This is a genomic window from Pseudonocardia tropica (assembly GCF_040105315.1).
Taxonomy (GTDB): domain Bacteria; phylum Actinomycetota; class Actinomycetes; order Mycobacteriales; family Pseudonocardiaceae; genus Pseudonocardia; species Pseudonocardia alni.
In genome coordinates this window covers 1-20,613 of record NZ_JBEDNP010000026.1, presented here as the reverse complement: position 1 = coordinate 20,613, position 20,613 = coordinate 1, and the positions used below count along the sequence as shown (strand labels likewise).

The window sequence follows — 20,613 nt, the reverse complement described above, 5'->3', positions numbered from 1 at the left end:
CATCCCGGTTACCGCTGGTGGCGTGTCACCCCGCCGCGACCTCGTAGGTGTGCCCCGCGGCCCGCAGCCGGTCGACCAGCACGTCACCCAGCGCGGTGGCCGGGGTGAGGCAGCCCGCGCGGTCGGGCAGCGCGGACCCGCCCAGGGCCAGTGCGAGGCCCGCCTCGCCGAACATCACCGCGGTGGCCCCGTAGCCGGGGTCGCCGGGGCCGGAGACCCGCACCCGGTAGCGACGCCCGGACTCGGTCTCGGCACGCACGTCCATCCGGAACCAGCCGCGCTCGCGGGTCCGCTCCGACGGCCCGGTCCCGGGCGCGGGCAGCACCCGGTCGAGCAGCGGGCGGATCGGCGGCACCATGAACGCGCCCACGAGCGCGCCGAGCCCGCCGGTGACCACACCCGCGGTGACCGCCCCGGACACCCCGCGACCGCAGCCCTGGAGCTCGCCGTAGCGCAGGCCGCGACCGTAGGCGTGGTCGAGCAGCGCGTTGGAGCGGCGCACGATCCGGGTGTTGTAGGACGCCATCACGAACGGCGCGGTCCAGGTGCCGTCCGGGAGCCGGGCGGGTGGTCCCGCGTCACCCGGCTGCGACGGCGTCGGCTCGGCCGACGGGTCGGGGCTCAGCGAGTGCGGGCGGGCGGCCAGGCGCCGGGCGTCGCGGTCGGTGCGGACGGTGTCGAGCTGCCCGCGCAACGAGTCCACCGTGCCGCCGGAGACCCCGCCGCGCATCGTCGCGACCGTGCGGACCTCGGTGAGCCCACCCGCGCCGTCGGCCTGCGCGGCCCGGTGCGCGAGGAACACCCCCAGATCGGAGGGGACGGAGTCGTAGCCGCAGGAGTGCACGATCCGCGCGCCGCTGGCGCGGGCGGTGTCGTGGAAGCGGTCGATCGCCTCGCGGACGAACAGCACCTCACCGGTGAGGTCGGCGTAGTGGGTGCCGGCCCGCGCGCACGACCCGACCAGCCCCAGGCCGTACTTCGCGTACGGGCCGACCGTGCTCAGCACGACGCGCGCGCCCGTGGCGAGCCGGTCGGTCGCGGCCGGGTCGGCGGCGTCGGCGACGATCAGCGGCCAGTCCCGCGCCGACGCGGGCAGCGCCGCCCGGGTGGCGGCGAGCTTCGCCTCGGAGCGGCCGGCCAGCGCGATGCGCACCCCGGGCGGGGCGTGCTCGGCGAGGTGACGGGCGATGAGGCCGCCGACGAAGCCGGTCGCGCCGTAGAGGGCGATGTCGACCGGGGCGGCCGCGCCGCTCCCGTCGTTCTGCGGGCTGACCATGTCTACGAGCTCCTCGGGGTCTCGGCCGCGGGGCCGGGGGTGGCGTGTCGGACGGGGTCGACGCCCAGCAGCGCGGCCGGGGCGTCGTACAGGACCGAGCGCAGGAACGCCGCGCCGAGGCGGGGCTCGGCGGCGGCCCAGCCCGCGATCGCGGCGAGCTGCTCGGCGTAGGGGTAGGGGATGTTGGGGAAGTCGGTGCCGAGCACGATCCGCCCCGGGTGCTCGGCCAGGCGTGCCGGCCAGTCCGGCGGCAGCGGCGCGATCCGCCGGGAGAACGCGGTGCCGACCATCGTCGTGTCGAGCACCAGGTTCGGGAACCGGTCCAGCAGCTCCAGCGCACCCCGGAAGTCCGGCATGCCCGCGTGCGCCAGCACGATCCGCAGCCCCGGGTGCGCCGCGAGCACCTCGGCGAAGATCCCGAGCCCGGTGTGCTCGCCGGGGATCGGGCCGTCACCGCAGTGGACGACGGCGGGCACACCCGCGTCGGCCAGCAGGCCCCAGGCGTCGCGCAGCAGGGGGTCGCGCGGGTCGAACCCGCCGACCTGGACGTGCACCTTGACCATCCGCGCCCCGTCGGAGACGGCACGGCCGAGGTAGTCCACGACGGACGGTTCCGGGTAGAGCGTCGCGGTGCGCACCGCGCGCGGGTGGGCGTCGGCGAACCCGCCGGCCCAGCCGGTGAGCCACTCCCCCATGCCCGGCTTGTGCGGGTAGGTCAGGGGCGCGAACGCGAGCACCCCGAGGCGTTCGAGGATCGCGTACCGCTCCTGTTCGGACAGCCGGTACTGCACGGGCCACGGGGTGCCGTAGTGGGTCTCGGCGGCGTCGAAGTAGGCCCAGACCTTGTCGAGCATCCGCTGGGGCAGGAAGTGCACGTGCACGTCGACCAGGCCGGGCAGGTCCAGCTCGGCGGTCCAGCGGGGCACGTCGGCGTCGTCGACCGGCGGCGGAGGGAGATCCACGGCCCCACCCTAGGCGGGCCGTGGCTCAGCCGCGCAGGTCCCGGGCCCGCCCCTTGGCCGCACGGCCGACGGCGCGCGCGATCTCCTTCTGGGCGTCCTTCTTGGCCAGGTCGCGGCGCTTGTCGTAGTCCTTCTTGCCCTTGGCGAGCGCGATCTCGCACTTGACCTTGCCGTCGTTGAAGTACAGCGACAGCGGCACCAGGGTGAGCCCGCCCTCGCGGGTCTTGCCCATCAGCCGGTCGATCTCCCCGCGGTGCAGCAGCAGCTTGCGGGTGCGGCGCGGCTCGTGGTTGGTCCAGCTGCCGCGCACGTACTCCGGGATGTGCAGGTTGCGCAGGAAGATCTCGCCGTCGTCGATGGTGGCGAAGGCGTCGACCAGTGACGCCCGGCCCAGACGGAGGCTCTTCACCTCGGTCCCCTTGAGCGCGACCCCGGCCTCGAACTCCTCCAGGATCGCGTAGTCGTGCCGGGCCCGACGGTTCTGCGCGATCACCTTCCGGCCCTGTTCCTTCACACGACCAGCCTACCCGCGCACCGCCACCGGTATCCGACCGCGGCATCGCCGGAGCAGTGCTCTTGCACTTCGGCGCCGCCGCGTGCAGACTCGATTGCGAGAGCAGTGCTCTCGTTTCAGACCGATGATCACAGGAGGCGGACATGACGACGACGGTGCTGGTGACCGGGGCGACCGGCGGGATCGGCGGGCACCTGCTGACCGCGCTGGCCGGTCACGAGGTGACGGTGCGGGCACTGGTCCGCGACCCCGACCGCCTCGGCGACGCCGGCGGCGTCGAGGTCGTGCGGGGCGACCTGCGCGACCCGGACGCCGTCGCCGCGGCGCTGCACGGGGTCGACGCGGCGTTCCTCAACTCGCCCTCGGCCCCCGACGCCGCGACCACCCAGATCGCGGTGGCCGACGCCGCCGCGACCGCCGGGGTGTCCCGGCTGGTGCTGCTGTCGCAGTTCGCGGCGCGGGCGGACTCCCCGGTGCGGTTCCTGCGCTGGCACGCCGCGGTGGAGCAGCACGTCCACGACCTGGGGATCGGCCACGTGGTGCTGCGGCCGAACCTGTTCCTGCAGGGCCTGCTGGCCTTCGCCCCCCTGGTCGCCGCGACCGGCCGGTTCGGCGCCCCGATCGGCGACGCCGCGGTGAGCGCGGTCGACGTGCGCGACATCGCCGACGCCGCCACGGCCGTGCTCACCGGCGCCGGACCGGACGGTGCGGTGCACGACCTCACCGGGCCGCGCGCCGTCACTCACGCCGAGATCGCCGCGGCCCTGACCCGGGCCACCGGGCACCCGGTCGCGTTCGACGACCTCGTCCCGGAGGCGTTCGCCGCCGCGCTGGACGGGGTGCTGCCACCCTGGCAGGCCGCCGGACTGGTCGAGGACTACGCCCACTACGGGCGGGGCGAGGCGGCGCGGGTGGACGACTCCGTGGCCGTCCTCACCGGCCACCCGGCCCGCACCCTGGAGGAGTTCGCCCGCGACCACGCCGCGGCGTTCGCCCCCGCGGGGTGAGCGCTCAGACCTTCACGTAGGCGCGCAGGGTCACGTAGCCGGTGACCCCCGCGACGAGGGCCCCGGTGGGCACGAGCAGCGCCGAGACCACCAGCACGTCGGTGATCCGGACCGGCGGGATCACGCCGGCCTGACCCACCGCGGCGAACAGGTCGTCGACGACGGCGTACTTGGCCGCGACCAGGCCGATCCCGGCGAGCGCCCCGCCGACGGCCCCGGCGACGGCGGCCTCGACCAGGAACGGCAGCTGGGTGGTCCACCGCGTCGCCCCGACCAGGCGCATCACGCCGACCTCGGTGCGCCGCATGAACGCCGACACCTGCACCGTGTTGGAGATCAGCAGGACCGCCGCGAGCGCCTGCACGACGGCGAGCGCGAACGCCACGTTGCGCACCCCGTTCAGGAAGTCGAACAGGGTCCCGACGACGTCGCGCTGGTCGATCACCCCGCGCACCCCCGGCCGGCCCTCGACGGCGGCCCGGGCGGCCGCGGCGCCCGCCTGCTGGTCGGTCAGGGTGACCCGCAGCGTGGCGGGCAGCGACTGCGGCCGGGCGACGTCGGCGACCGACTGCCCGGCGAACAGCTCGCGGAAGCGGGTGTAGGCCTGCTGCTGGGACTCGAACGCGACCGAGCCGACGCCCGGGGCGGCCTCCAGCGCGCTCCGCACCGACGCGCACGTCGGCCGGCTGCAGTCCGGGTCGGTCTCCGAGACGTCCGGGGTGAGCGCCACCTGGATCTCGAGCCGGTTCGTGTAGAGCGCGGAGATGTCGTCGATGGTGCGCAGCACGAGCAGGCCCGCACCGACCGACATCAGGGTGACCGCGGTGGTCAGCACCATCGCGACGGTCATCGTGACGTTGCGGCGCAGGCCGGAGGAGACCTCGCGGGTGAGCAGGGCGGGGCGCATCTACCGGCCCGCCCCGTACACCGCGCGGGCCTCGTCACGCAGCACGCCGCCGTCGGCCAGCTCGATCACCCGGCGGCGCATCGCGTCCACGACGGACGAGTCGTGGGTGGCCATCAGCACCGTGGTGCCCGCGCGGTTGATGCGCTCCAGGACCTGCATGATCTCCCGCCCGGTCTCGGGGTCGAGGTTGCCGGTGGGCTCGTCGGCCAGCAGCAGCGGGGGCCGGTTGACCGACGCCCTGGCGATCGCCACGCGCTGCTGCTCGCCGCCGGACAGCTCGTGCGGCAGCCGCCCGGCCTTGCCCTGCAGCCCCACCATCTCCAGCAGCTCCGGGACGGCGATCCGGATCTCCGACGGCGTGCGCCCCAGCACCTCGAGCGCGAACGCGACGTTGCCGGCGACGGTGCGCTTGGGCAGCAGCCGGAAGTCCTGGAACACGCAGCCGATCCGCTGGCGCAGCCGCGGCACCTTGCGCCGGGGCAGCCCGGCGACGTCGAGGCCGTCGATGAGGATGGATCCCGAGGTGGGGACGTCCTCGCGCAGCAGCAGCCGCAGCAGCGTCGACTTGCCCGACCCGGACGGTCCGATCAGGAACACGAACTCGCCCGCACCGACCGTCGCGGAGACCCGGTCCAGCGCCGGACGCCCGGACGCCGGGTAGCGCTTGGTGACGTCCCGCAGCTCGATCACGGAGCGGGACGGTACCGCCGCCCGGAGTACACGGGCCGTGACGACACGCCCGTCAGGCCGGTCCGGCGGCGACCGGGTCCCGCGACGGGTCGAGCGCACCGGCGAGCCGGCCCAGGACGGGGGCCGCCGCACGCAGCGCGACGGCGTCGGTGGCGTCCAGGTCGCCGAGCGCGCGCCGGATCTGCCGCGTCCAGGCCGCGTCGAGGAGCTCGCGGTGCCGGACGGCCCGCGCCGTGGGGTGGAGCAGGGCACGACGGCCGTCGGCCGGGTCGGTCCGTCGCTCCACGAGATCCCGCCCGACCAGCGACCGGACGGTGGTGCTGACGTTGCTGGCCTGCAGACCGAGCCCGCGGGCCACCGCCGAGACGGGGTGCCCGGGGCGCGCGGAGACCCACCGCAGGACCTCGTGCTCGGACCCGGTGATCGCGTCCAGCCCGACCGCACGCTCCCCCGCCGACCGCAGGACGCGCGACAGGTCGTGCACCGCCTCGACCAGCGCCGCCCAGTCGTCGTCGCGCTCCTCGACCGTCGTCACCGCCGCGATACTACTCGATGTTCCATATATAGTTTCATAGCTGATTGCCGTGCGAGAGGACCGTCATGACCGTGGGGACCGAGCGGGCCGCGCCGAGGACGACGCGGGGGCGCGCCGTGCCGGACGGCGTGTGGATCAGCGTTCTCGCGCTGCTGACGGCGGTGGCGCCGCTGGCCACCGACATGTACCTGCCGGTGCTGCCGACCGTGGCGGCCGAGCTGGGGGCGTCGGCGTCGGCGGCGCAGCTGACCCTGACCGCGTTCCTGGTGGGGCTGGCGGTCGGTCAGCTGGTGATCGGCCCGCTCTCGGACGGCTGGGGGCGGCGACGCCTGGTCCTCGCCGGCACGGTCCTGCTGTGCGTCGCGTGCCTGGCGAGCGCGGTCGCGCCGTCGGTCGCGGTGCTCGTCGTCGCCCGGTTCCTGCAGGGCTTCGGCGGGGCCGCCGGCCTGGTGCTGAGCCGCGCGATGATCTCCGACCGCACCACCGGCGCGCGGACCGCGCAGCTGTTCTCGCTGATGATGGCGATCAACGGGATCGCACCGGTGGTCGCGCCGGTGATCGGCAGCTCGCTGGGCGGGGTGGTCGGCTGGCGGGGCGTCTTCGTGGTGCTCGCCGGGCTCGCGCTGCTCATGCTGGTCTCCGCGCTGCTCGCGGTGCACGAGACGCTGCCGGCCCCGGCCCGTACCTCCGGCGGTGTGCGACGGACCTTCTCCGACGTCGGCGCGCTCCTGCGCCGCCGGCGGTACGTCGGCTACGTGCTGGCGTTCGCCACGTCGTTCTCGATGATGTTCGCCTACATCTCCGGGTCGCCGTTCGTGCTGCAGCAGACCCTCGGCCTCTCCACGACGCAGTACGCACTCGCCTTCGGAACGAACGCCGCCGGGCTGGTGCTGGGCAACATCACCAGCAGCCGGCTCGCCGTGCGGGTCGCCCCGCGGCGCCAGCTCGTGACCGCCGTCCGTGGCCTGGTGGTGCTGTGCGCGGCCCTGCTGGTCGTCGTGCTGCTGGGGGCCGCGCGCTGGCCGGTGCTGGTCCTGCTGTTCGCGACGCTGACCACGCTCGGGTTCGTGATGGGCAACAGCGCGGCGCTGGCCACCGGCGAGGTCCGCGACCGCGCCGGGACGGGCTCGGCCCTGCTGGGAGCCACCCAGTTCGGCCTCGGCGCCCTGGTCTCGCCGCTGGTCGGGTCGAGCGCGACGGCGATGGCGGTGACCATGCTGACCGCGGCCACGCTGTCCGCCGTGTCGCTCGCCGCCCTGACCCGCGGGGTGACCGCGACCCGCTGACCTCGCCCTCCCCACACCGCAGCCCGGCCCGGGCTCGCGCGCCGCACCCGACACTCGTCGAGATGCAGCTCAGGGCTGTCCATCGCCCCCTCGCACGACCCTCCGCTGCATCTCGCCGACGGAACCCGGCCGCCGCGACGCCGAGATGCAGCTCAGCGGGAACTGTCGATCTCCACGGCCCGCTGAGGTGCATCTCGGCGCACCGCGGCCGACTCGGGGCGAGGCGCAGACCGCGACGCGGGGCCCGCGAGGCACGAGGCACGAACCGCCGAGCCGCGAGGTGCGAGCCGCGACGTGCGGGGCGCGACGTGCGGGGCGCGGCGCCGGAACGACGGGGCGCGGGGCCCGTCGGTCAGGGGGCGGTGATCTCCACCGGCAGCCCGGGGTCGGCGAAGGAGACGGTCACCGCGCCCGGGACCGCGGCGCCGGCGTTCTGCGTCCCGGTGGCCGGGGCCTGCGGCTCCAGGCGCAGCCGGAGCAGCCGTCCGCGGTCGGCGGGGGCGGCGGCGTCCGGGGCACCGAGCCAGGCGGTGAACCGCGGGGTCGGCGAGACCAGCCCGGCGAGCTCGTCGAGACGGGTCCCGACCGCCGGGTCCGGGGCGCCGGCCCGTGCGGCGGCGAGGTCCACCGACCCGGTGTAGGTCGTCGCGGCGACGCCGTCGACGTCGGTGGTCCCCGGCGCGGCGACGACGTCGCGCAGCCCGGGGGCGGAGTGCAGCATCCCGCCGACGGCGCCGACCGGGAGGAGCCCCGTGGACAGCGGCTGCCAGCGGTCACTGCCGCCGAACCGGACCCAGGCACGGTCGTCGAGCACCCTGACCTGCGCACCACGGGTGCCGAGGGCGACGGTGAGGTCCGCGGCGAACGGGGTGAAGCGGGCGGGGCCGGAGGCGCGCACCGGGCCGGTGACCGAGTCCACCTCGACGTCGACCCGCGCCGACCCGGCGTCGGCGAGCGCGGTGCCCGCGGCGGCCACGGTGTCCTGCGCCGACGGCGCGGCGGACGCGGGCGGCGCCCCGTCGGCGGACGGCTCCGGGGCCCCGGCCGTGCATCCGGCCAGGGTGAGGACGAGGAGGGCGCCGCAGACGGCGGACGCCGGGCGACCCAGGCTCACGAGGCCGATTCGCTCTGCTTACGCCAGCGGATGCCGGCCTCGATGAACTCGTCGATCTGGCCGTCGAGCACCTGCGAGGGGTTGCCCTCCTCGTGCTCGGTGCGCAGGTCCTTCACCAGCTGGTACGGGTGCAGCACGTAGTTGCGCATCTGGTTGCCCCAGGAGGACCCGGCCTCCTTGAACGAGTCGCGCAGTTCGCGCTCCTCCTGGCGGCGCCGCTCCAGCAGCTTCGCCTGCAGCACGGCCATCGCCGACGCCTTGTTCTGCAGCTGGGAGCGCTCGTTCTGGCAGGCGACGACGATCCCGGACGGGATGTGGGTCAGCCGGACCGCCGAGTCGGTGGTGTTGACGCCCTGGCCGCCGGGCCCGGACGCGCGGAACACGTCGACCCGCAGGTCCTTCTCGTCGATCTCGATGTGGTCGGAGGTCTCGACGACCGGGGCCACCTCGACGCCGGCGAACGACGTCTGGCGCCGCCCCTGGTTGTCGAACGGCGAGATCCGCACCAGGCGGTGGGTGCCGGCCTCGACCGACAGCGTCCCGAACGCGTACGGCGCGTGGACGGCGAAGGTGGCCGACTTGATGCCGGCCTCCTCGGCGTAGGACGTCTCGTAGACGTCGGTGCCGTAGCCGTGGCGTTCGGCCCAGCGCAGGTACATGCGGAGCAGCATCTCGGCGAAGTCGGCGGCGTCGATGCCCCCGGCCTCGGACCGGATGGTCACCAGGGCCTCGCGCTCGTCGTACTCGCCCGAGAGCAGGGTGCGGACCTCCAGCGAGGAGATCTCGCTGCGCAGCTTCGCGCGCTCGGCGTCGGCGTCGGCGACGGCGGACTCGTCGCCCTCGTCCTCGGCGAGCTCGTAGAGCACCGGCACGTCGTCGAGACGGCGACGCAGGTCGTCGAGCCGGCGCAGGTCGCCCTGGGCGTAGGCCAGCCGGCTGGTGATCTGCTGGGCGGCGTCGACGTCGTCCCAGAGGTCCGGCCGGCCCGCCTGCTCGGACAGTTCCTCGATCTCCTGGCGCAGCCGGGGCACGTCGGCGACGGCCTCGATGCTGGACAGGGTGGTGTCGAGGTCCTTCAGGTCGGCCTGGACGTCGGAGTTCACAACGGTCGAGGGTACGCGGGGTGGGACCCGGTTCAGTCCTGGGGGATCGCGTCGATCAGCTTGATCATCGCCCGGGTGTGGGCGACCGCGAAGTCCGCGACCGGACGGCCGTAGGGGTCGTCGGTCGCGCGGGCGGCGGCGCGGGCCGTCGCGAGCCGCTCGGCGTAGGCCTCGCGGGCGGCGGCGACGAGCTCGGTGCGCTGCTTGACCGTCAGTGTCCCCGCGTGCAGCAGCCGCAGCACCAGCGGGCTGCGGACGGCGTCGGCGTCGCCGCCGGTGGCGAGCCAGTGCTTGAACGACCGCTTGCCGGCGGCGGTGATCACGTACTGCTGGCTGGCCCGCGGACCCTGCTTGCCCAGGCGCAGCAGCGCCTCCTCGGTCAGGGCGGGCAGCTCCCGGTAGACCTGGCTGCGGGTGACGGAGAAGAACAGGCCGAACCGCTCACCGGCCGCCGCCACGAGCTGCCCGCCGGTCATCGGCCCGCCGTGGAGCAGACCGAGGAGGGCGGCGGCGGTGGCGTTGACCGGTGTGACGGGTGCCATCGTCCGACGGTCCCACGTCCGGGTCGGGCGCGCGAGTCCACAGCGCACATCCGCCCTGAGCAGACGGGGTGCACTGTGGCCTCACGCTGTCCACGGACGGATCAGGCCCCGATGGTCAGGGAGGCGACCCGCTCGCGGGAGACGGCGACGTCGCCGTACTGGCCGGCGAGCCGCTTGGCGCGCTTGTAGAAGAAGTGCGCCTCGTGCTCCCAGGTGTAGCCGATGCCGCCGTGGAACTGGATCATCGCCGCCGTCGCCTGGAGCGCCACGTCGCTGCTCTTGGCCTTGGCGACGGCGACGGCGAGCTCGGCACCGTCGAGTCCGGCGTCGACCGCGTGCGCGGCGTGGAGCGCGGCGTGCTCGGCCATCGTGACCCCGACGTGCAGGTCGGCCAGCGCGTGCTTGAGGGCCTGGAACGACCCGACGGGCACACCGAACTGGGTGCGCTCGCGGTCGTAGGCGACGGTGCGGGTCAGTGCCTCGCGGGCGATGCCGACCAGGTCCGCGGCGACCAGCACGGTCGCCCTGTCGGTCAGCTGCTTCTGCAGCTCGACCGTGGTGCCGGGCAGCGCCTCGACGGTCCCGCCGCCCAGCGACGCGAGCCGGGTGGTGCCGTCGTAGCTGCCGACCGGCGACGCCGTGGCGCCGGTGACCAGCGCCAGCCCGGGCAGGCCGTCCTCGGCCGGGGCGACGACGACGTCGGCGACGGCGCCGTACTCCACCACCTGCAGGCCGGTCGCGGCGCTGCCGCGGGTGGTGAACGCGCCGACCGCCTCGCCCGCGGCGAGCTTCGGCAGCCAGGCCGCCTTCTGCTCGTCGGAGCCGGCGAGCCGGATCGCGTCGGCGGCGAGCACGGTGCCGCGCCACGGGCCGGGGGCGACCCCCGCCCCGAGCGCGCGGGCGATCACCTGCGCCTCGACCAGACCGAGGCCGAGGCCGTCGTGGTCCTCGTCGACGGTGACCGCGGTCCACCCCTGCTCGCCTGCGGCGCGCCACAGCGACGCCGGGTTGCCGTCGTCGGACGGGTTCTCCACGACCGTCCGCACGGCGGCGAGGTCGAACCGTTCGGCCAGGTAGTCGCGCACCGCGGTGCCGAACTCCTGCTGGTCCCGGGTGAGTGCGAAGAACATCGGTGACTCCTCCTGCGGATCAGCGGGGCAGGCCGAGCACGCGCTCGGCGGTGACGTTGCGCTGCACCTGGGACGAGCCGCCCCAGATGGTGACCGAGCGCGACCACATGGCCTGGGCGTGCAGCGGGCGCAGGTCGGTGCCGTCGGGCAGCGCGTCGAGCGTGGCGTCCTCGCCGAGGATCCGGTCGTAGACCTCCCAGAGGTCCTGGAACGCCTCGGACCACTGCAGCTTGGTCATCGACGCCTCGAAGCCGAGGTCGCGGCCCTGCTCGACCTGGGTGAGCACGTGCATCGAGTGCAGCCGCAGGCACTCCAGCTCGACCAGGACGCGGGCGAGGTCGTCGCGGACGACCGGGTCACCCGCACGGCCCAGCTTCCGGGCGACGGCGGCGATCTCGTCGTACTGACGACGGAACTCGGTGTACTGGGAGATGCCGGACGCGCCGCGCTCGAACGAGAGCAGCAGCATCGCGGTGCGCCAGCCGTCACCGATCTCGCCGAGGCAGTCGGCGACCGGGACGCGGGCGTCGTCGAAGAAGACCTCGCCGAACTCGCTGGCCCCGCTCATCTGGCGCAGCGGGCGCGCGGTGACGCCGGGCTGGTCCATGTCGATGAGCAGCATCGAGATGCCGCGGTGCTTCTCCGACCCGGCCTCGGTGCGGACCATGGTGAAGATCTTGTCGCCGTGCACGGCGTTGGTGGTCCAGACCTTCTGCCCGTTGACGACGAAGTGGTCACCCCGGTCGTCACTGTCGCGGACACCTCGGGTGTTCAGCGCCGCGAGGTCGGACCCGGCGCCGGGCTCGGAGAAGCCCTGACACCAGATCACCTCGTTGCGCAGCATCGGGCCGATGATCTCCTTCTTCTGCGCGTCGGTGCCGATCGCCATGACCGTCGGTGCGAGGAAGGTCAGCCCGAGCGGGTTGACCGTGCGCGGCGCCTGGGCGCGGACGGTCTCCTCGTCGTAGATGGCCTTCATGCCGGGGGTCCCGCCGCGGCCGCCGAACTCGACGGGCCACTGGATGCCGGCGAACCCGGCGTCGGCCTTGTCGCGCTCCCAGTCGCGCCGCAGGCGGAAGCTCTCGGAGTCCTCCAGGGACTCCCAGAACCCGGGGCGGGTCCACTCCTGCGGGATGTGGGCGCCGAGCCAGGAGCGCAGCTCCGCGCGGAACTCCTCCTCGGCCGGGGTGAAGGTCAGGTCCATGGATGAGCACCCGTTCTGCGTGTGAGGTCGGCACTGTCCCACCCGGGAGCCTTCCATACCCGCCGGTAACCTGCTTCCCGCGGCGTGTCCGTGGCCCGGGCGGTATGCAGGGAGTAGCCTTTCGGTATGCGCAGCGAGCGGGTGACGGTCACGCTGCCGGCGGAGCTGGTGGCCGAGGCGAGGGACGCGGTGTCCCGCGGATCGGCGGCGAGCCTGTCCGCCTACGTGGCGGAGGCCGTGCAGGCACGCCAGGACCGGGACCGGTCCCTGGCCACCCTGGCCGACCTCTACGGCGGCCCCCCGCCGGCCGACGAGCTGGATGCCGCGCGCCGTTCGCTGCGCCCGGTCCCGCCCGTGGCCGTCGGCTGAGCCCGCGATGATCGGCGGACGCGTCCTCGACTCCTCGGCTCTGGCGGCCTTCGCGACCGGTCGCCCCGTCTACATGCGTGCCCTGGTCTGGGCCGCGGTGGAGGAGAACATCGTGCTCGCGGTGCCCAGCGCCGCCCTCGGCCGCGCCTGGTCGATGGTCGACGCCGAGCACCACGCCGCGCTGCAGGTCCTGCTGGGCCTGCCGAACACCGTGATCCACGAGCTGTCCCCGGAGAGTGCCCAGGAGGCCGGGCTGCTGCTCGCCTCCCAGGGGCTCGACGACATCGTGACCGGCCAGGTCGTCACCGCCGCCCGGCGGCGGGGCTGGCCCGCGGTCACCGGGGACCCGGGGTCGCTGCGCAAGCTCGACCCGACGGTGCCGATCGAGGAGCTGCCCTGAGCGCGCTCAGGCGCTCTCGTCGCGCAGCCGGGCCCGGAGGCGCGCCAGTTCGTCGTCGGTGAGGCCGTTCTCGCGCAGCCAGCCGACCGGTCCGCCGTGGCGCTCGTCGAGCATCCGCAGGAACTCGGCCATGACCTCGGCCCGGGGGCGGTGCCGGTCGATCTCCTCGGCGGGCGGCATCGGCTCACCGGAGGCGGTCGTCCACTTCTCGAACAGGGCGTCGATCCGGGTCGCGGACAGCGCGTAGTCGGCGGTGATCTCCGCCCGCGGCACCCCGACCGCGGCGCACACCAGCGCGACGAGCACTCCGGTGCGGTCCTTGCCCGCCGCGCAGTGCACGACGGTCGTGCCGGAGTCCGGGGCCGCGATCCGGCGGACCCCGTCGACGACGTACTCGCCGCGGCCCTCCAGGTAGGCGAGGTAGTGGCCGAGCATCGGATCGAGCGCCGCGTGGGCGTCCCCGGTCTCGGGCAGCGCGATGCCGGTCTCGGGGATGAAGCTGAGCCGGTGCACCGGCACCCCGGCGTCGGCGAGCGCACCGAGGCCGTAGGTCGTGCGTTCGTGGTCGGTGCGCAGGTCCAGCACCTGGGCGACGCCCAGCTCGTCGGTCAGGTACGCGACGGCGGCCGGGCCCAGCCCCTCCAGGGACTCGGTGCGCAGCAGGACGCCGGTGCGGACGCGGCCCCCGCCGTCGAGCGGGAGGCCGCCGACGTCACGGGCGTTGGCGAGGCCGTCGACGGTCAACCAGCGGTCCGGTACGAGATCGGTCACGACCCCAGGTTAGGCAGCCCGGGGCGCCACGGCAGCCGTCACGACGGAGGGTTCACCGGCCGTGCACCGGCGGGCGGCGCAGCGCGGCGGGCAGCACCCGGGCACCGTCGCCGTACGCGGCGGCGGCGTCGCCGGGGTTGACCAGCCGGCAGGTCGTCATCGACAGGCAGCCGCAGCCGATGCAGCCGTCGAGGCCGTCGCGCAGGGCGGTCAGCGCGTCGATCTGCTCGTCGAGCCTGCCACGCCAGGACCGCGACAGCCGCGCCCAGTCCGACCGGGTCGGCGTGCGGTCCGCGGGCAGCGCGTCGAGGGCGGCGCGGACCTCCTCCAGCCCGATCCCGATGGACCGGGCGGCCCGGACGAAGGCGAGTCTGCGCAGCACGCTGCGCCGGTAGCGGCGCTGGTTGCCCGAGGTCCGGGTCGCGGAGATCAGCCCCTCGCGCTCGTAGTAGCGCAACGCCGAGTGCGGGAACCCGCTGCGCTCGACGATCTCCCCGATGGTCAACAGGTCGCCCGTGTCCATCCCGTCCCCCGTCCCGCTACCCCGCTGCGGCCGCTCCCACACGCCGCTCCGCGCATCGGGACGGCCCGTACAAACCTCGAGCCGGCTCCAGTATTGCGCCATTCGTCGCGAGCCCGCCACCTGCGGGGACCGCCGTCCGTCGGCCGAGGCGCACCGTCCACCGGGTTGCGTCCCGCACGCACTCAAGATCACGGAACCGGTGAACGGTGTCTGCCGCGCGGCGACCGACGACCCCGGGGCTGGACCCCCGCAGCAGGGCCCTCTACGGTGATTCCCAGTCATCACGGCCCGATCACGAGCGGGCTGGAGCCGGACTCCCCGACCGGCTCGCCCGGGACCCCCGACCCGGCCGTTCGTGCGCGGTGCCGTCCGTGATCTGAAAGGCGTTTCCTTGCCCGGACACCGCTCCCCCGGTGGCCACCACGGGTTCCCCCGACCCGTGGCGACCACACCCGCAGCGACGGCCGCTGCGCCGTCCCTCCGTTCGCCGCGGCACGGCGGCCCCGCACACGCCGCGCGCCGTGCGGGCACCCGCACGGCCGCCACCGGCGCCGCGTTCGGCGTGCTCGCCTCCGGTGCGTTCGCCGCGATCGTCCCGACCACTCTGGACGGGACCTCGACGCAGGCCGACGCCGAGGAGGGCGGCACCACCGCCGCCACGACGCTGGCCGCGTACTCCGCGAACATCCCCTCGGCCACGAAGGCCACGGACGGCTCGACCACCGGCTTCTTCAGCCCGGTCTCCTTCGCCCAGCCGTCCGCCGCGTCGGGCGCGCTGCAGGCCGCCGCCCCCGCCCAGGACGCCGACCTCGCGTCCATGGGCAAGGCGCACGAGATCGCGACGAAGATCGCCGCCGAGCACGCCAAGGCCGCCGCGGCCGAGCGGGCGCGCCAGGCCGAGAAGGCCCGGATCGACGCCGTCGTCGCCCAGGGCGGGCTGGACGGCTGGATCGCCGAGGCCCTGGACCACATGGGACTGTCCCAGTCCTACGCGTCCGGGCTCAAGCGGATCATCCTCAAGGAGTCCAACGGGAACCCGCACGCCATCAACAACTGGGACTCCAACGCCGCCGCCGGCAACCCGTCCGAGGGCCTCATGCAGGTCATCCCCTCGACGTTCGCGGCCTACGTGCACCCCGACTTCGCGGACCGGGCGATCACCGACCCGATCGCGAACATCACCGCCGGCGTCCGCTACATGATCGACCGTTACGGCATCGACACCCTCGACGCGGGTGGCCGGGTCGGCAGCCACGGCGGATACATCGGATACTGAGCGACACCCTGACCCCACGAGCGGCGGTCACCGGGGGAACCCGGTGGCCGCCGTCGTCGTTGTCGGGGTCGAATCGTAAACTTCCCTTTACCCGACCGTGCCCGAACGAGGAGCTGCCACTCGTGACGTCCCCCGGTGGAGCACCCGCCACCCGCACCGGAACGACGGTCGGGGGCGCCACGCGTTCCCGGTTCCGTCCGGAGCTGCAGGGCCTGCGCGCCCTGGCGGTGCTGCTGGTGGTCGTCTACCACGTCTGGGTCGGCCGGGTGTCCGGCGGCGTCGACGTGTTCTTCCTGATCACCGGCTTCCTCATCACCGGTGGCCTGTACCGGGCGGCGGCGCGGGGCGGGGTCGACGTGCTCGCCACCTGGCGACGCCAGTTCTCCCGGCTGCTGCCGGCGATCACGGTCGTCCTCACGGCCGGCGTGGTGGCCGGGTTCTGGCTGCTGCCGGAGAACCGGTGGATGCCGACCGTCCGGGAGACGGTCGCGTCGCTGCTGTTCCTGCAGAACTGGGAGCTGGCGCACAACTCGGTCGACTACGCGGCCCGCGACAACGCGGCGAGCATCGTCCAGCACTTCTGGTCGCTGTCCATCCAGGGCCAGTTCTACCTGCTCGCGCCGCTGGTCGTAGCCGGCGTCGCCATCGCGACCCGGCGGGACGGGGCCGACCTGCACCGGCGGCTCACCGGCACGCTGCTCGGCGTCGGCGGGGCCTCGTTCGCGTACTCGGTGTACCTGACGCTGGTGAACCAGCCGCTGGCCTACTTCCACTCCGCGACGCGGATCTGGGAGTTCGCGCTCGGCGGGCTGCTGGCGCTGTGGATCTCCCGGATCGAGGACCGGCCGGAGCTCACCCCCGGCACCCGCGCGGTGCTCGGCTGGGGCGGCGTGGCCGCGCTGGTCTCCTGCGGGATCCTGCTCCAGGTCGACCGCGCGTTCCCCGGCTGGGCGGCGCTCTGGCCGACGCTGGCCGCGGCGATGGTGCTGGTCGCCGGGCGGTCCGGGCACCGGTTCGGCGTCGACCGCCTGCTGTCGGGACGGGTGCTGCGCACGATCGGCGACATCTCGTTCCCGCTGTACCTGTGGCACTGGCCGATCCTGACACTCGCGCTGGTGCGCACCGGGCAGGAACGGCTGGACCTCGAGCAGGGCGCCGCCGTGATCGCGGCGTCGTTCGTGCTGGCCTGGCTGACCCATCGGTTCGTCGAGCAGCGGGTCGCCGCGCTCGACGTCCGCCGCGCGCTGCGCACCGGCGGGATGCTCGCGCTGACGGTGCTCGTCGCGGCGGGCTCCTGGTACGGGCTGGCCGCCGCGCGGGCGTCGACGCCGGTGCTGGCGGGCTCGCCGTCGCATCCGGGCGCGGGGGCGCTGTCCCCGCAGTTCGACCTCGCCTCGCTCGACCCGGCCGACGCCGAGCTGACCCCGTCGCTGGTCCAGGCGCCCGACGACTGGAGCTACCGCGGCACCAGCTGGGACTGCGGCCCCTCCGAGCACCGCGCGGAGCTCGAGGTCTGCACCGTCCCCGCGCCGGACCCGGAGACCTCGGAGCGGACGGTCGCCGTGGTCGGCGACTCGCACGCCCAGCAGTACGCCGCCTCGCTCGCGGTGATCGCCGAGCAGCGCAACTGGTCGATGGTGGGCATGTTCCGCGGGGCCTGCCCGATGTCGGTGCGCTCGGAGACCGTCGCCGACGACCAGGGCTGCACGGACTGGAACGCCGCGGTGCACGACCAGCTGGTCGAGATGCACCCCGACGCGGTCCTGACCCTGGCCAGCCGCGACGTGCGGCCCGGACTGCACGAGCAGACCCCCGAGGGGTTCGTGCAGGCATGGCAGCGCCTCGACGCGGCCGGGATCCCGGTCGTCGCGGTCCGCGACAACCCGCGGTTCGACTTCAACGTGGTTGACTGCGTCGCCACGCAGGGCAGGGGCGCACCGGACTGCGAGGTCGACCGGCACACGCTGTACCAGCCGTACCCGCCGTGGTCGGCGGTCCCGGGCGTCCCGCCGAACGTGGTGTTCGCCGACGTGGCCGACGGCATCTGCGACCCGGCGGTCTGCCGCAGCGAGGTGGGCAACGTGCTCGTCTACATGGACGACAACCACCTGACCGCCACCTACGCCGAGACCCTCGCCCCGACGCTCGCGACGGCGTTCGACCACCTCGGCTGGTGAGCCTCAGGCCGGGCGGACGCTCCGCCCGGCCACGGAGACGACGTCGCCGCGCCGGATCTGGGCGCCCCGGCGGTGCTCCGGTGCCCCGTTGACCGTGACCTCGCCCGCCTCCAGGATCTCGCGGGCGTGCACGCCGTCCTCGGCGAGCCCGGCGAGCTTCAGGAACTGGCCGATCCGGATCGGCTCCTCGCGGATGGGCACGTCCTGGGGGGTCGGCTGTGGCGTCGGCATGTCATCAGTGTCCCCGCCGTAGCATCACCCGGCGTGGGTGACCACTACTTCAGCGCCACGCCGTCCGTCGCGAGCCACCGCGGCTCGGTCCGCCTGCACACGTCCGACGTGGACCTGTCGCTGGTGACCGACACCGGGGTCTTCTCGCACAGCCGCCTCGACCGCGGGACGAAGGTGCTGCTCGACACGGCGCCGATGCCGCCGGTCCGCGGACCGCTGCTCGACGTCGGCTGCGGCTACGGCCCGATCGCGCTCACCCTGGCCAGCCGGCGCCGTCGGCTGCCGGTGTGGGCGGTGGACCTCAACGAGCGCGCGCTGGGCCTCACCCGGGAGAACGCCGACGCGGCCGGGCTGGGCAACGTGACCGCCTGCCGGCCCGAGGAGGTCCCCGACGACGTCGCCTTCGCCGGGATCTACTCCAACCCGCCGATCCGCTCCGGCAAGGCCGCACTGCACGAGCTGCTGCTGCGCTGGCTGCCGCGGCTCCTCCCGGACGGGCGGGCGTACCTGGTGGTGGCCAAGAACCTGGGCTCGGACTCGCTGCAGCGGTGGCTGGGCGACGAGCAGGGCTTCCCCACGACCCGCCTGGCCTCCGAGCGCGGCTACCGGGTGCTGGAGGTCGCACCGGCGCCCTGAGCGGGCGGGAGCAGCCCGTCGACGAGTGCGTCGACGACGGTGTCGGTCGGGGTGTCCGGGTCGATCGACAGGGTCAGCCGGTCCAGGAGCAGGCCGTCGACCGCGTAGTGGAACAGCGCGATCTCCGCGGGCCCGCCGGGCAGCCCCGCGGCCCGGTTGTAGGCGACGTCGGCGGCGAAACCGGTGCGCAGCCACTCCCCCATGACCTCGGCGACCTCCGGGCGCCGGGCGGCCTCCAGGCGGAGCTCGAACAGCGCCAGCGTCACGTCCCGCTCGGCACGGAGCCGGCGCACGATGTCGCGGATGTGGTCGGCGAACATCGCGGGCCCCGCCTGCCCCGCACGCAGCCCGGCGACGGTGTCCGGGTCCGGCGCCAGCCGCTGCCCGATCCGGTCGGCCAGCGCACGGACGAGCTCGGCGCGGGTCCGGAAGTAGTTCGACGCCGTGCCGGTCGGGACGCCGGCCTCCCGGTCCAGCGCGCGGTGGGTCAGTCCCCGGGCGCCCTCGCGGGCCAGGACGGCCAGCCCCGCGTCGGCCAGCCGCTGCCTGCGGTCGTCGTTGCGTGCCATGCGGGCACCCTAGACGAACCACGACGCCTGTTGTAGTTTCGACGACGACCACGACACCCGTCGTGGTTATCTCGACCCGGAGGTCCGCGCATGCGCGAGCTCGTCTACTACGTCGCGGTCTCGCTCGACGGTCGCATCGCGGCCCCCGACGACACCTTCGACGCCTTCCCGCAGACCGGCGACCACATCGACATGATCCTTCGGGAGTGGACCGACACGGTCCACTCCGTCGGGCTGGAGATGCTCGGGCTGACCGCGGACAACAGCCGGTTCGACACCGTGCTGATGGGCTGGAACACCTACGCCGCGGGCCTGCCGGTCACCGCCGACCCGTACCCGCACCTGGAGCAGTACGTGCTGTCGCGCAGCCGTCCCGCCGACGCGGTGCCGGCCGGGATCACCCTGACCGGGCGCGACCCGGTGGAGCTCGTCCGCGAGCTGAAGCAGCGTCCCGGCGCCGGCATCTGGCTCTGCGGGGGCGGACGCCTCGCCGCCGCGCTGGCCGGTGAGATCGACCGGCTGGTGCTCAAGGTGAACCCGGTCGTGCTCGGGGCGGGCAAGCCCCTGTTCGACGACGGCGGCGGGTACCACCCGCGGTCGTGGGAGCCGGTGCGGTCGACCCCGTACCGCTCCGGCGTGGTCGTCGCCGAGTACGCGCGGACCCCCTGACAGGACGAAGGCCCCCAGGAGATCCTGGGGGCCTTCGTGGGTGGTAGCGGGGGCAGGATTCGAACCTGCGACCTCGGGGTTATGAGTCGGAAGCAGCAGGTCTCTGGGCGTCTCATCAATGGCCTACATTTCACCCTGACCAGCGGCGACAGTCCCGCGCCGTCTCAGCTCGCCGCACCTGGGACCGGCCGTCCCGCCGCGTCTCAGTCACAGATCTAGTCACAGCCCCGGCGTCTGCCGGACTCCCGTGCCCCGCTGAGTGCCACCCCGTCGACCTGGCGCAGACCGAGGGCGGCCCTCGAAGCCACCGCCGGCCGACCTGCGCTCGCCCCGCCCACGGGTGGCCGAGTGGTAGCCCCCGGGAGGTCGTCGGGATGGCACGGGCCACCATCCTGTTGATCTGCGCGCCCGGCAAGGGGCACGTCAGCAAGCAACACGAGAAGCAGCCTTTATCTCAGTTGAGCTACCAGCACCGTCGACACCCAACAGTTGAGCTAACAGAGCCAAGTTGAAGCTATCTGGCGCAGATCAACCAAAGTCGACAAGCAGGCTGCGCTACTTGACCCTTTGCTACGGCACAGGCCAGGCAGGTGGCCCTAGGGAGTGTCTCCCAATGCGCGTAGCCAGGTGAGGATGGTCTTCAGCACGACCCCGCCGCGGAAGGTCAGGGCGAGCTTGTCGTAGCGGGTGGCCAGGCCACGCCACTGCTTGACGTCGCAGAA

General features: G+C 74.1%; 23 protein-coding genes. 8 read left to right on the top strand and 15 right to left on the bottom strand.

What is annotated here, in order from left to right; translation table 11 throughout:
* Positions 1 to 25: 25 nt before the first annotated feature.
* From WHI96_RS25615 to smpB, 3 genes are read right to left on the bottom strand one after another with little or no spacing between them, the layout of a single operon-like run.
* The gene (locus WHI96_RS25615; protein ID WP_345651641.1) at positions 26 to 1,276 is read right to left on the bottom strand and encodes a saccharopine dehydrogenase family protein; all 1,251 of its coding nucleotides are present in this window, start codon (positions 1,274 to 1,276) and stop codon (positions 26 to 28) included.
* A 2-nt stretch (positions 1,277 to 1,278) separates the two neighbouring features.
* On the bottom strand, positions 1,279 to 2,238 hold the full coding sequence (locus tag WHI96_RS25610; RefSeq protein WP_345651638.1) for an amidohydrolase family protein: 960 nt from the start codon (positions 2,236 to 2,238) through the stop codon (positions 1,279 to 1,281).
* Between the two features lie 25 nt (positions 2,239 to 2,263).
* Positions 2,264 to 2,752 carry an SsrA-binding protein SmpB gene (smpB, locus tag WHI96_RS25605; protein WP_060713108.1) on the bottom strand — a complete coding sequence of 163 codons (489 nt, stop codon included), beginning with the start codon at positions 2,750 to 2,752 and terminating at the stop codon, positions 2,264 to 2,266.
* Between the two features lie 143 nt (positions 2,753 to 2,895).
* On the opposite strand from smpB, the gene WHI96_RS25600 reads away from it, so the two are divergent.
* Positions 2,896 to 3,759 (top strand): NmrA family NAD(P)-binding protein, encoded by an 864-nt coding sequence (locus tag WHI96_RS25600; protein ID WP_345651632.1) that lies wholly within the window; start codon positions 2,896 to 2,898, stop codon positions 3,757 to 3,759.
* Positions 3,760 to 3,763: 4 nt separating this feature from the next.
* Here the strand turns inward: WHI96_RS25600 and ftsX are convergent, their stop codons facing one another.
* The 3 genes from ftsX to WHI96_RS25585 are packed head-to-tail and all read right to left on the bottom strand — an operon-like array spanning position 3,764 to position 5,891.
* Positions 3,764 to 4,666 carry a permease-like cell division protein FtsX gene (ftsX, locus tag WHI96_RS25595; protein ID WP_345651629.1) on the bottom strand — a complete coding sequence of 301 codons (903 nt, stop codon included), beginning with the start codon at positions 4,664 to 4,666 and terminating at the stop codon, positions 3,764 to 3,766.
* The gene (gene ftsE, locus WHI96_RS25590; protein ID WP_345651627.1) at positions 4,667 to 5,356 is read right to left on the bottom strand and encodes a cell division ATP-binding protein FtsE; all 690 of its coding nucleotides are present in this window, start codon (positions 5,354 to 5,356) and stop codon (positions 4,667 to 4,669) included.
* Positions 5,357 to 5,408: 52 nt separating this feature from the next.
* Complete coding sequence (locus WHI96_RS25585) at positions 5,409 to 5,891, bottom strand: MarR family winged helix-turn-helix transcriptional regulator (protein ID WP_345651624.1); 483 nt, start codon at positions 5,889 to 5,891, stop codon at positions 5,409 to 5,411.
* 65 nt (positions 5,892 to 5,956) lie between these two features.
* Here WHI96_RS25585 and WHI96_RS25580 point away from each other — a divergent pair, with 65 nt between their 5' ends.
* Complete coding sequence (locus WHI96_RS25580) at positions 5,957 to 7,177, top strand: multidrug effflux MFS transporter (RefSeq protein WP_345651621.1); 1,221 nt, start codon at positions 5,957 to 5,959, stop codon at positions 7,175 to 7,177.
* Positions 7,178 to 7,529: 352 nt separating this feature from the next.
* Here the strand turns inward: WHI96_RS25580 and WHI96_RS25575 are convergent, their stop codons facing one another.
* From WHI96_RS25575 to WHI96_RS25555, 5 genes are all read right to left on the bottom strand, one after another.
* Entirely contained in the window at positions 7,530 to 8,291 is a 762-nt protein-coding gene (locus WHI96_RS25575) for a hypothetical protein (protein ID WP_345651618.1), read from the bottom strand.
* Entirely contained in the window at positions 8,288 to 9,394 is a 1,107-nt protein-coding gene (gene prfB / locus WHI96_RS25570; protein ID WP_345651615.1) for a peptide chain release factor 2, read from the bottom strand. Before prfB ends, WHI96_RS25575 begins: the two co-directional genes overlap by 4 nt.
* Before the next feature lie 32 nt (positions 9,395 to 9,426).
* Positions 9,427 to 9,936, bottom strand: coding sequence for a PadR family transcriptional regulator (locus WHI96_RS25565; RefSeq protein ID WP_345651612.1), 510 nt, complete (start codon positions 9,934 to 9,936; stop codon positions 9,427 to 9,429).
* A 101-nt stretch (positions 9,937 to 10,037) separates the two neighbouring features.
* Positions 10,038 to 11,066 (bottom strand): acyl-CoA dehydrogenase family protein, encoded by a 1,029-nt coding sequence (locus tag WHI96_RS25560; RefSeq protein ID WP_345651609.1) that lies wholly within the window; start codon positions 11,064 to 11,066, stop codon positions 10,038 to 10,040.
* A 19-nt stretch (positions 11,067 to 11,085) separates the two neighbouring features.
* Positions 11,086 to 12,270 (bottom strand): acyl-CoA dehydrogenase family protein, encoded by a 1,185-nt coding sequence (locus tag WHI96_RS25555; RefSeq protein WP_345651606.1) that lies wholly within the window; start codon positions 12,268 to 12,270, stop codon positions 11,086 to 11,088.
* A 126-nt stretch (positions 12,271 to 12,396) separates the two neighbouring features.
* Here WHI96_RS25555 and WHI96_RS25550 point away from each other — a divergent pair, with 126 nt between their 5' ends.
* The gene (locus WHI96_RS25550) at positions 12,397 to 12,639 is read left to right on the top strand and encodes a ribbon-helix-helix domain-containing protein (RefSeq protein ID WP_020621780.1); all 243 of its coding nucleotides are present in this window, start codon (positions 12,397 to 12,399) and stop codon (positions 12,637 to 12,639) included.
* A 7-nt stretch (positions 12,640 to 12,646) separates the two neighbouring features.
* Positions 12,647 to 13,039 carry a hypothetical protein gene (locus WHI96_RS25545; RefSeq protein ID WP_345651603.1) on the top strand — a complete coding sequence of 131 codons (393 nt, stop codon included), beginning with the start codon at positions 12,647 to 12,649 and terminating at the stop codon, positions 13,037 to 13,039.
* A 6-nt stretch (positions 13,040 to 13,045) separates the two neighbouring features.
* Here the strand turns inward: WHI96_RS25545 and WHI96_RS25540 are convergent, their stop codons facing one another.
* The gene (locus WHI96_RS25540) at positions 13,046 to 13,810 is read right to left on the bottom strand and encodes a tyrosine-protein phosphatase (RefSeq protein WP_345651599.1); all 765 of its coding nucleotides are present in this window, start codon (positions 13,808 to 13,810) and stop codon (positions 13,046 to 13,048) included.
* A 52-nt stretch (positions 13,811 to 13,862) separates the two neighbouring features.
* Positions 13,863 to 14,333 carry a redox-sensitive transcriptional activator SoxR gene (soxR, locus tag WHI96_RS25535; protein WP_178374282.1) on the bottom strand — a complete coding sequence of 157 codons (471 nt, stop codon included), beginning with the start codon at positions 14,331 to 14,333 and terminating at the stop codon, positions 13,863 to 13,865.
* A 439-nt stretch (positions 14,334 to 14,772) separates the two neighbouring features.
* Between soxR and WHI96_RS25530 the strand changes: the two genes are divergently transcribed.
* Together WHI96_RS25530 and WHI96_RS25525 are read left to right on the top strand one after the other, a co-directional pair.
* Positions 14,773 to 15,609 carry a transglycosylase SLT domain-containing protein gene (locus tag WHI96_RS25530; protein WP_345651594.1) on the top strand — a complete coding sequence of 279 codons (837 nt, stop codon included), beginning with the start codon at positions 14,773 to 14,775 and terminating at the stop codon, positions 15,607 to 15,609.
* A gap of 122 nt (positions 15,610 to 15,731) precedes the next feature.
* Complete coding sequence (locus WHI96_RS25525) at positions 15,732 to 17,786, top strand: acyltransferase family protein (RefSeq protein ID WP_345651592.1); 2,055 nt, start codon at positions 15,732 to 15,734, stop codon at positions 17,784 to 17,786.
* 3 nt (positions 17,787 to 17,789) lie between these two features.
* Here the strand turns inward: WHI96_RS25525 and WHI96_RS25520 are convergent, their stop codons facing one another.
* The gene (locus tag WHI96_RS25520) at positions 17,790 to 18,017 is read right to left on the bottom strand and encodes an RNA-binding S4 domain-containing protein (protein ID WP_345651589.1); all 228 of its coding nucleotides are present in this window, start codon (positions 18,015 to 18,017) and stop codon (positions 17,790 to 17,792) included.
* A gap of 33 nt (positions 18,018 to 18,050) precedes the next feature.
* Here WHI96_RS25520 and WHI96_RS25515 point away from each other — a divergent pair, with 33 nt between their 5' ends.
* On the top strand, positions 18,051 to 18,653 hold the full coding sequence (locus tag WHI96_RS25515) for a class I SAM-dependent methyltransferase (RefSeq protein WP_345651587.1): 603 nt from the start codon (positions 18,051 to 18,053) through the stop codon (positions 18,651 to 18,653).
* Here the strand turns inward: WHI96_RS25515 and WHI96_RS25510 are convergent.
* On the bottom strand, positions 18,620 to 19,222 hold the full coding sequence (locus WHI96_RS25510) for a TetR/AcrR family transcriptional regulator (protein ID WP_345651584.1): 603 nt from the start codon (positions 19,220 to 19,222) through the stop codon (positions 18,620 to 18,622). The two genes, WHI96_RS25515 and WHI96_RS25510, sit on opposite strands and share 34 nt — an antisense overlap.
* A gap of 90 nt (positions 19,223 to 19,312) precedes the next feature.
* Here WHI96_RS25510 and WHI96_RS25505 point away from each other — a divergent pair, with 90 nt between their 5' ends.
* Positions 19,313 to 19,891, top strand: a complete 579-nt coding sequence (locus tag WHI96_RS25505; RefSeq protein WP_345651581.1) for a dihydrofolate reductase family protein — start codon at positions 19,313 to 19,315, stop codon at positions 19,889 to 19,891.
* Positions 19,892 to 20,613: the final 722 nt, after the last annotated feature.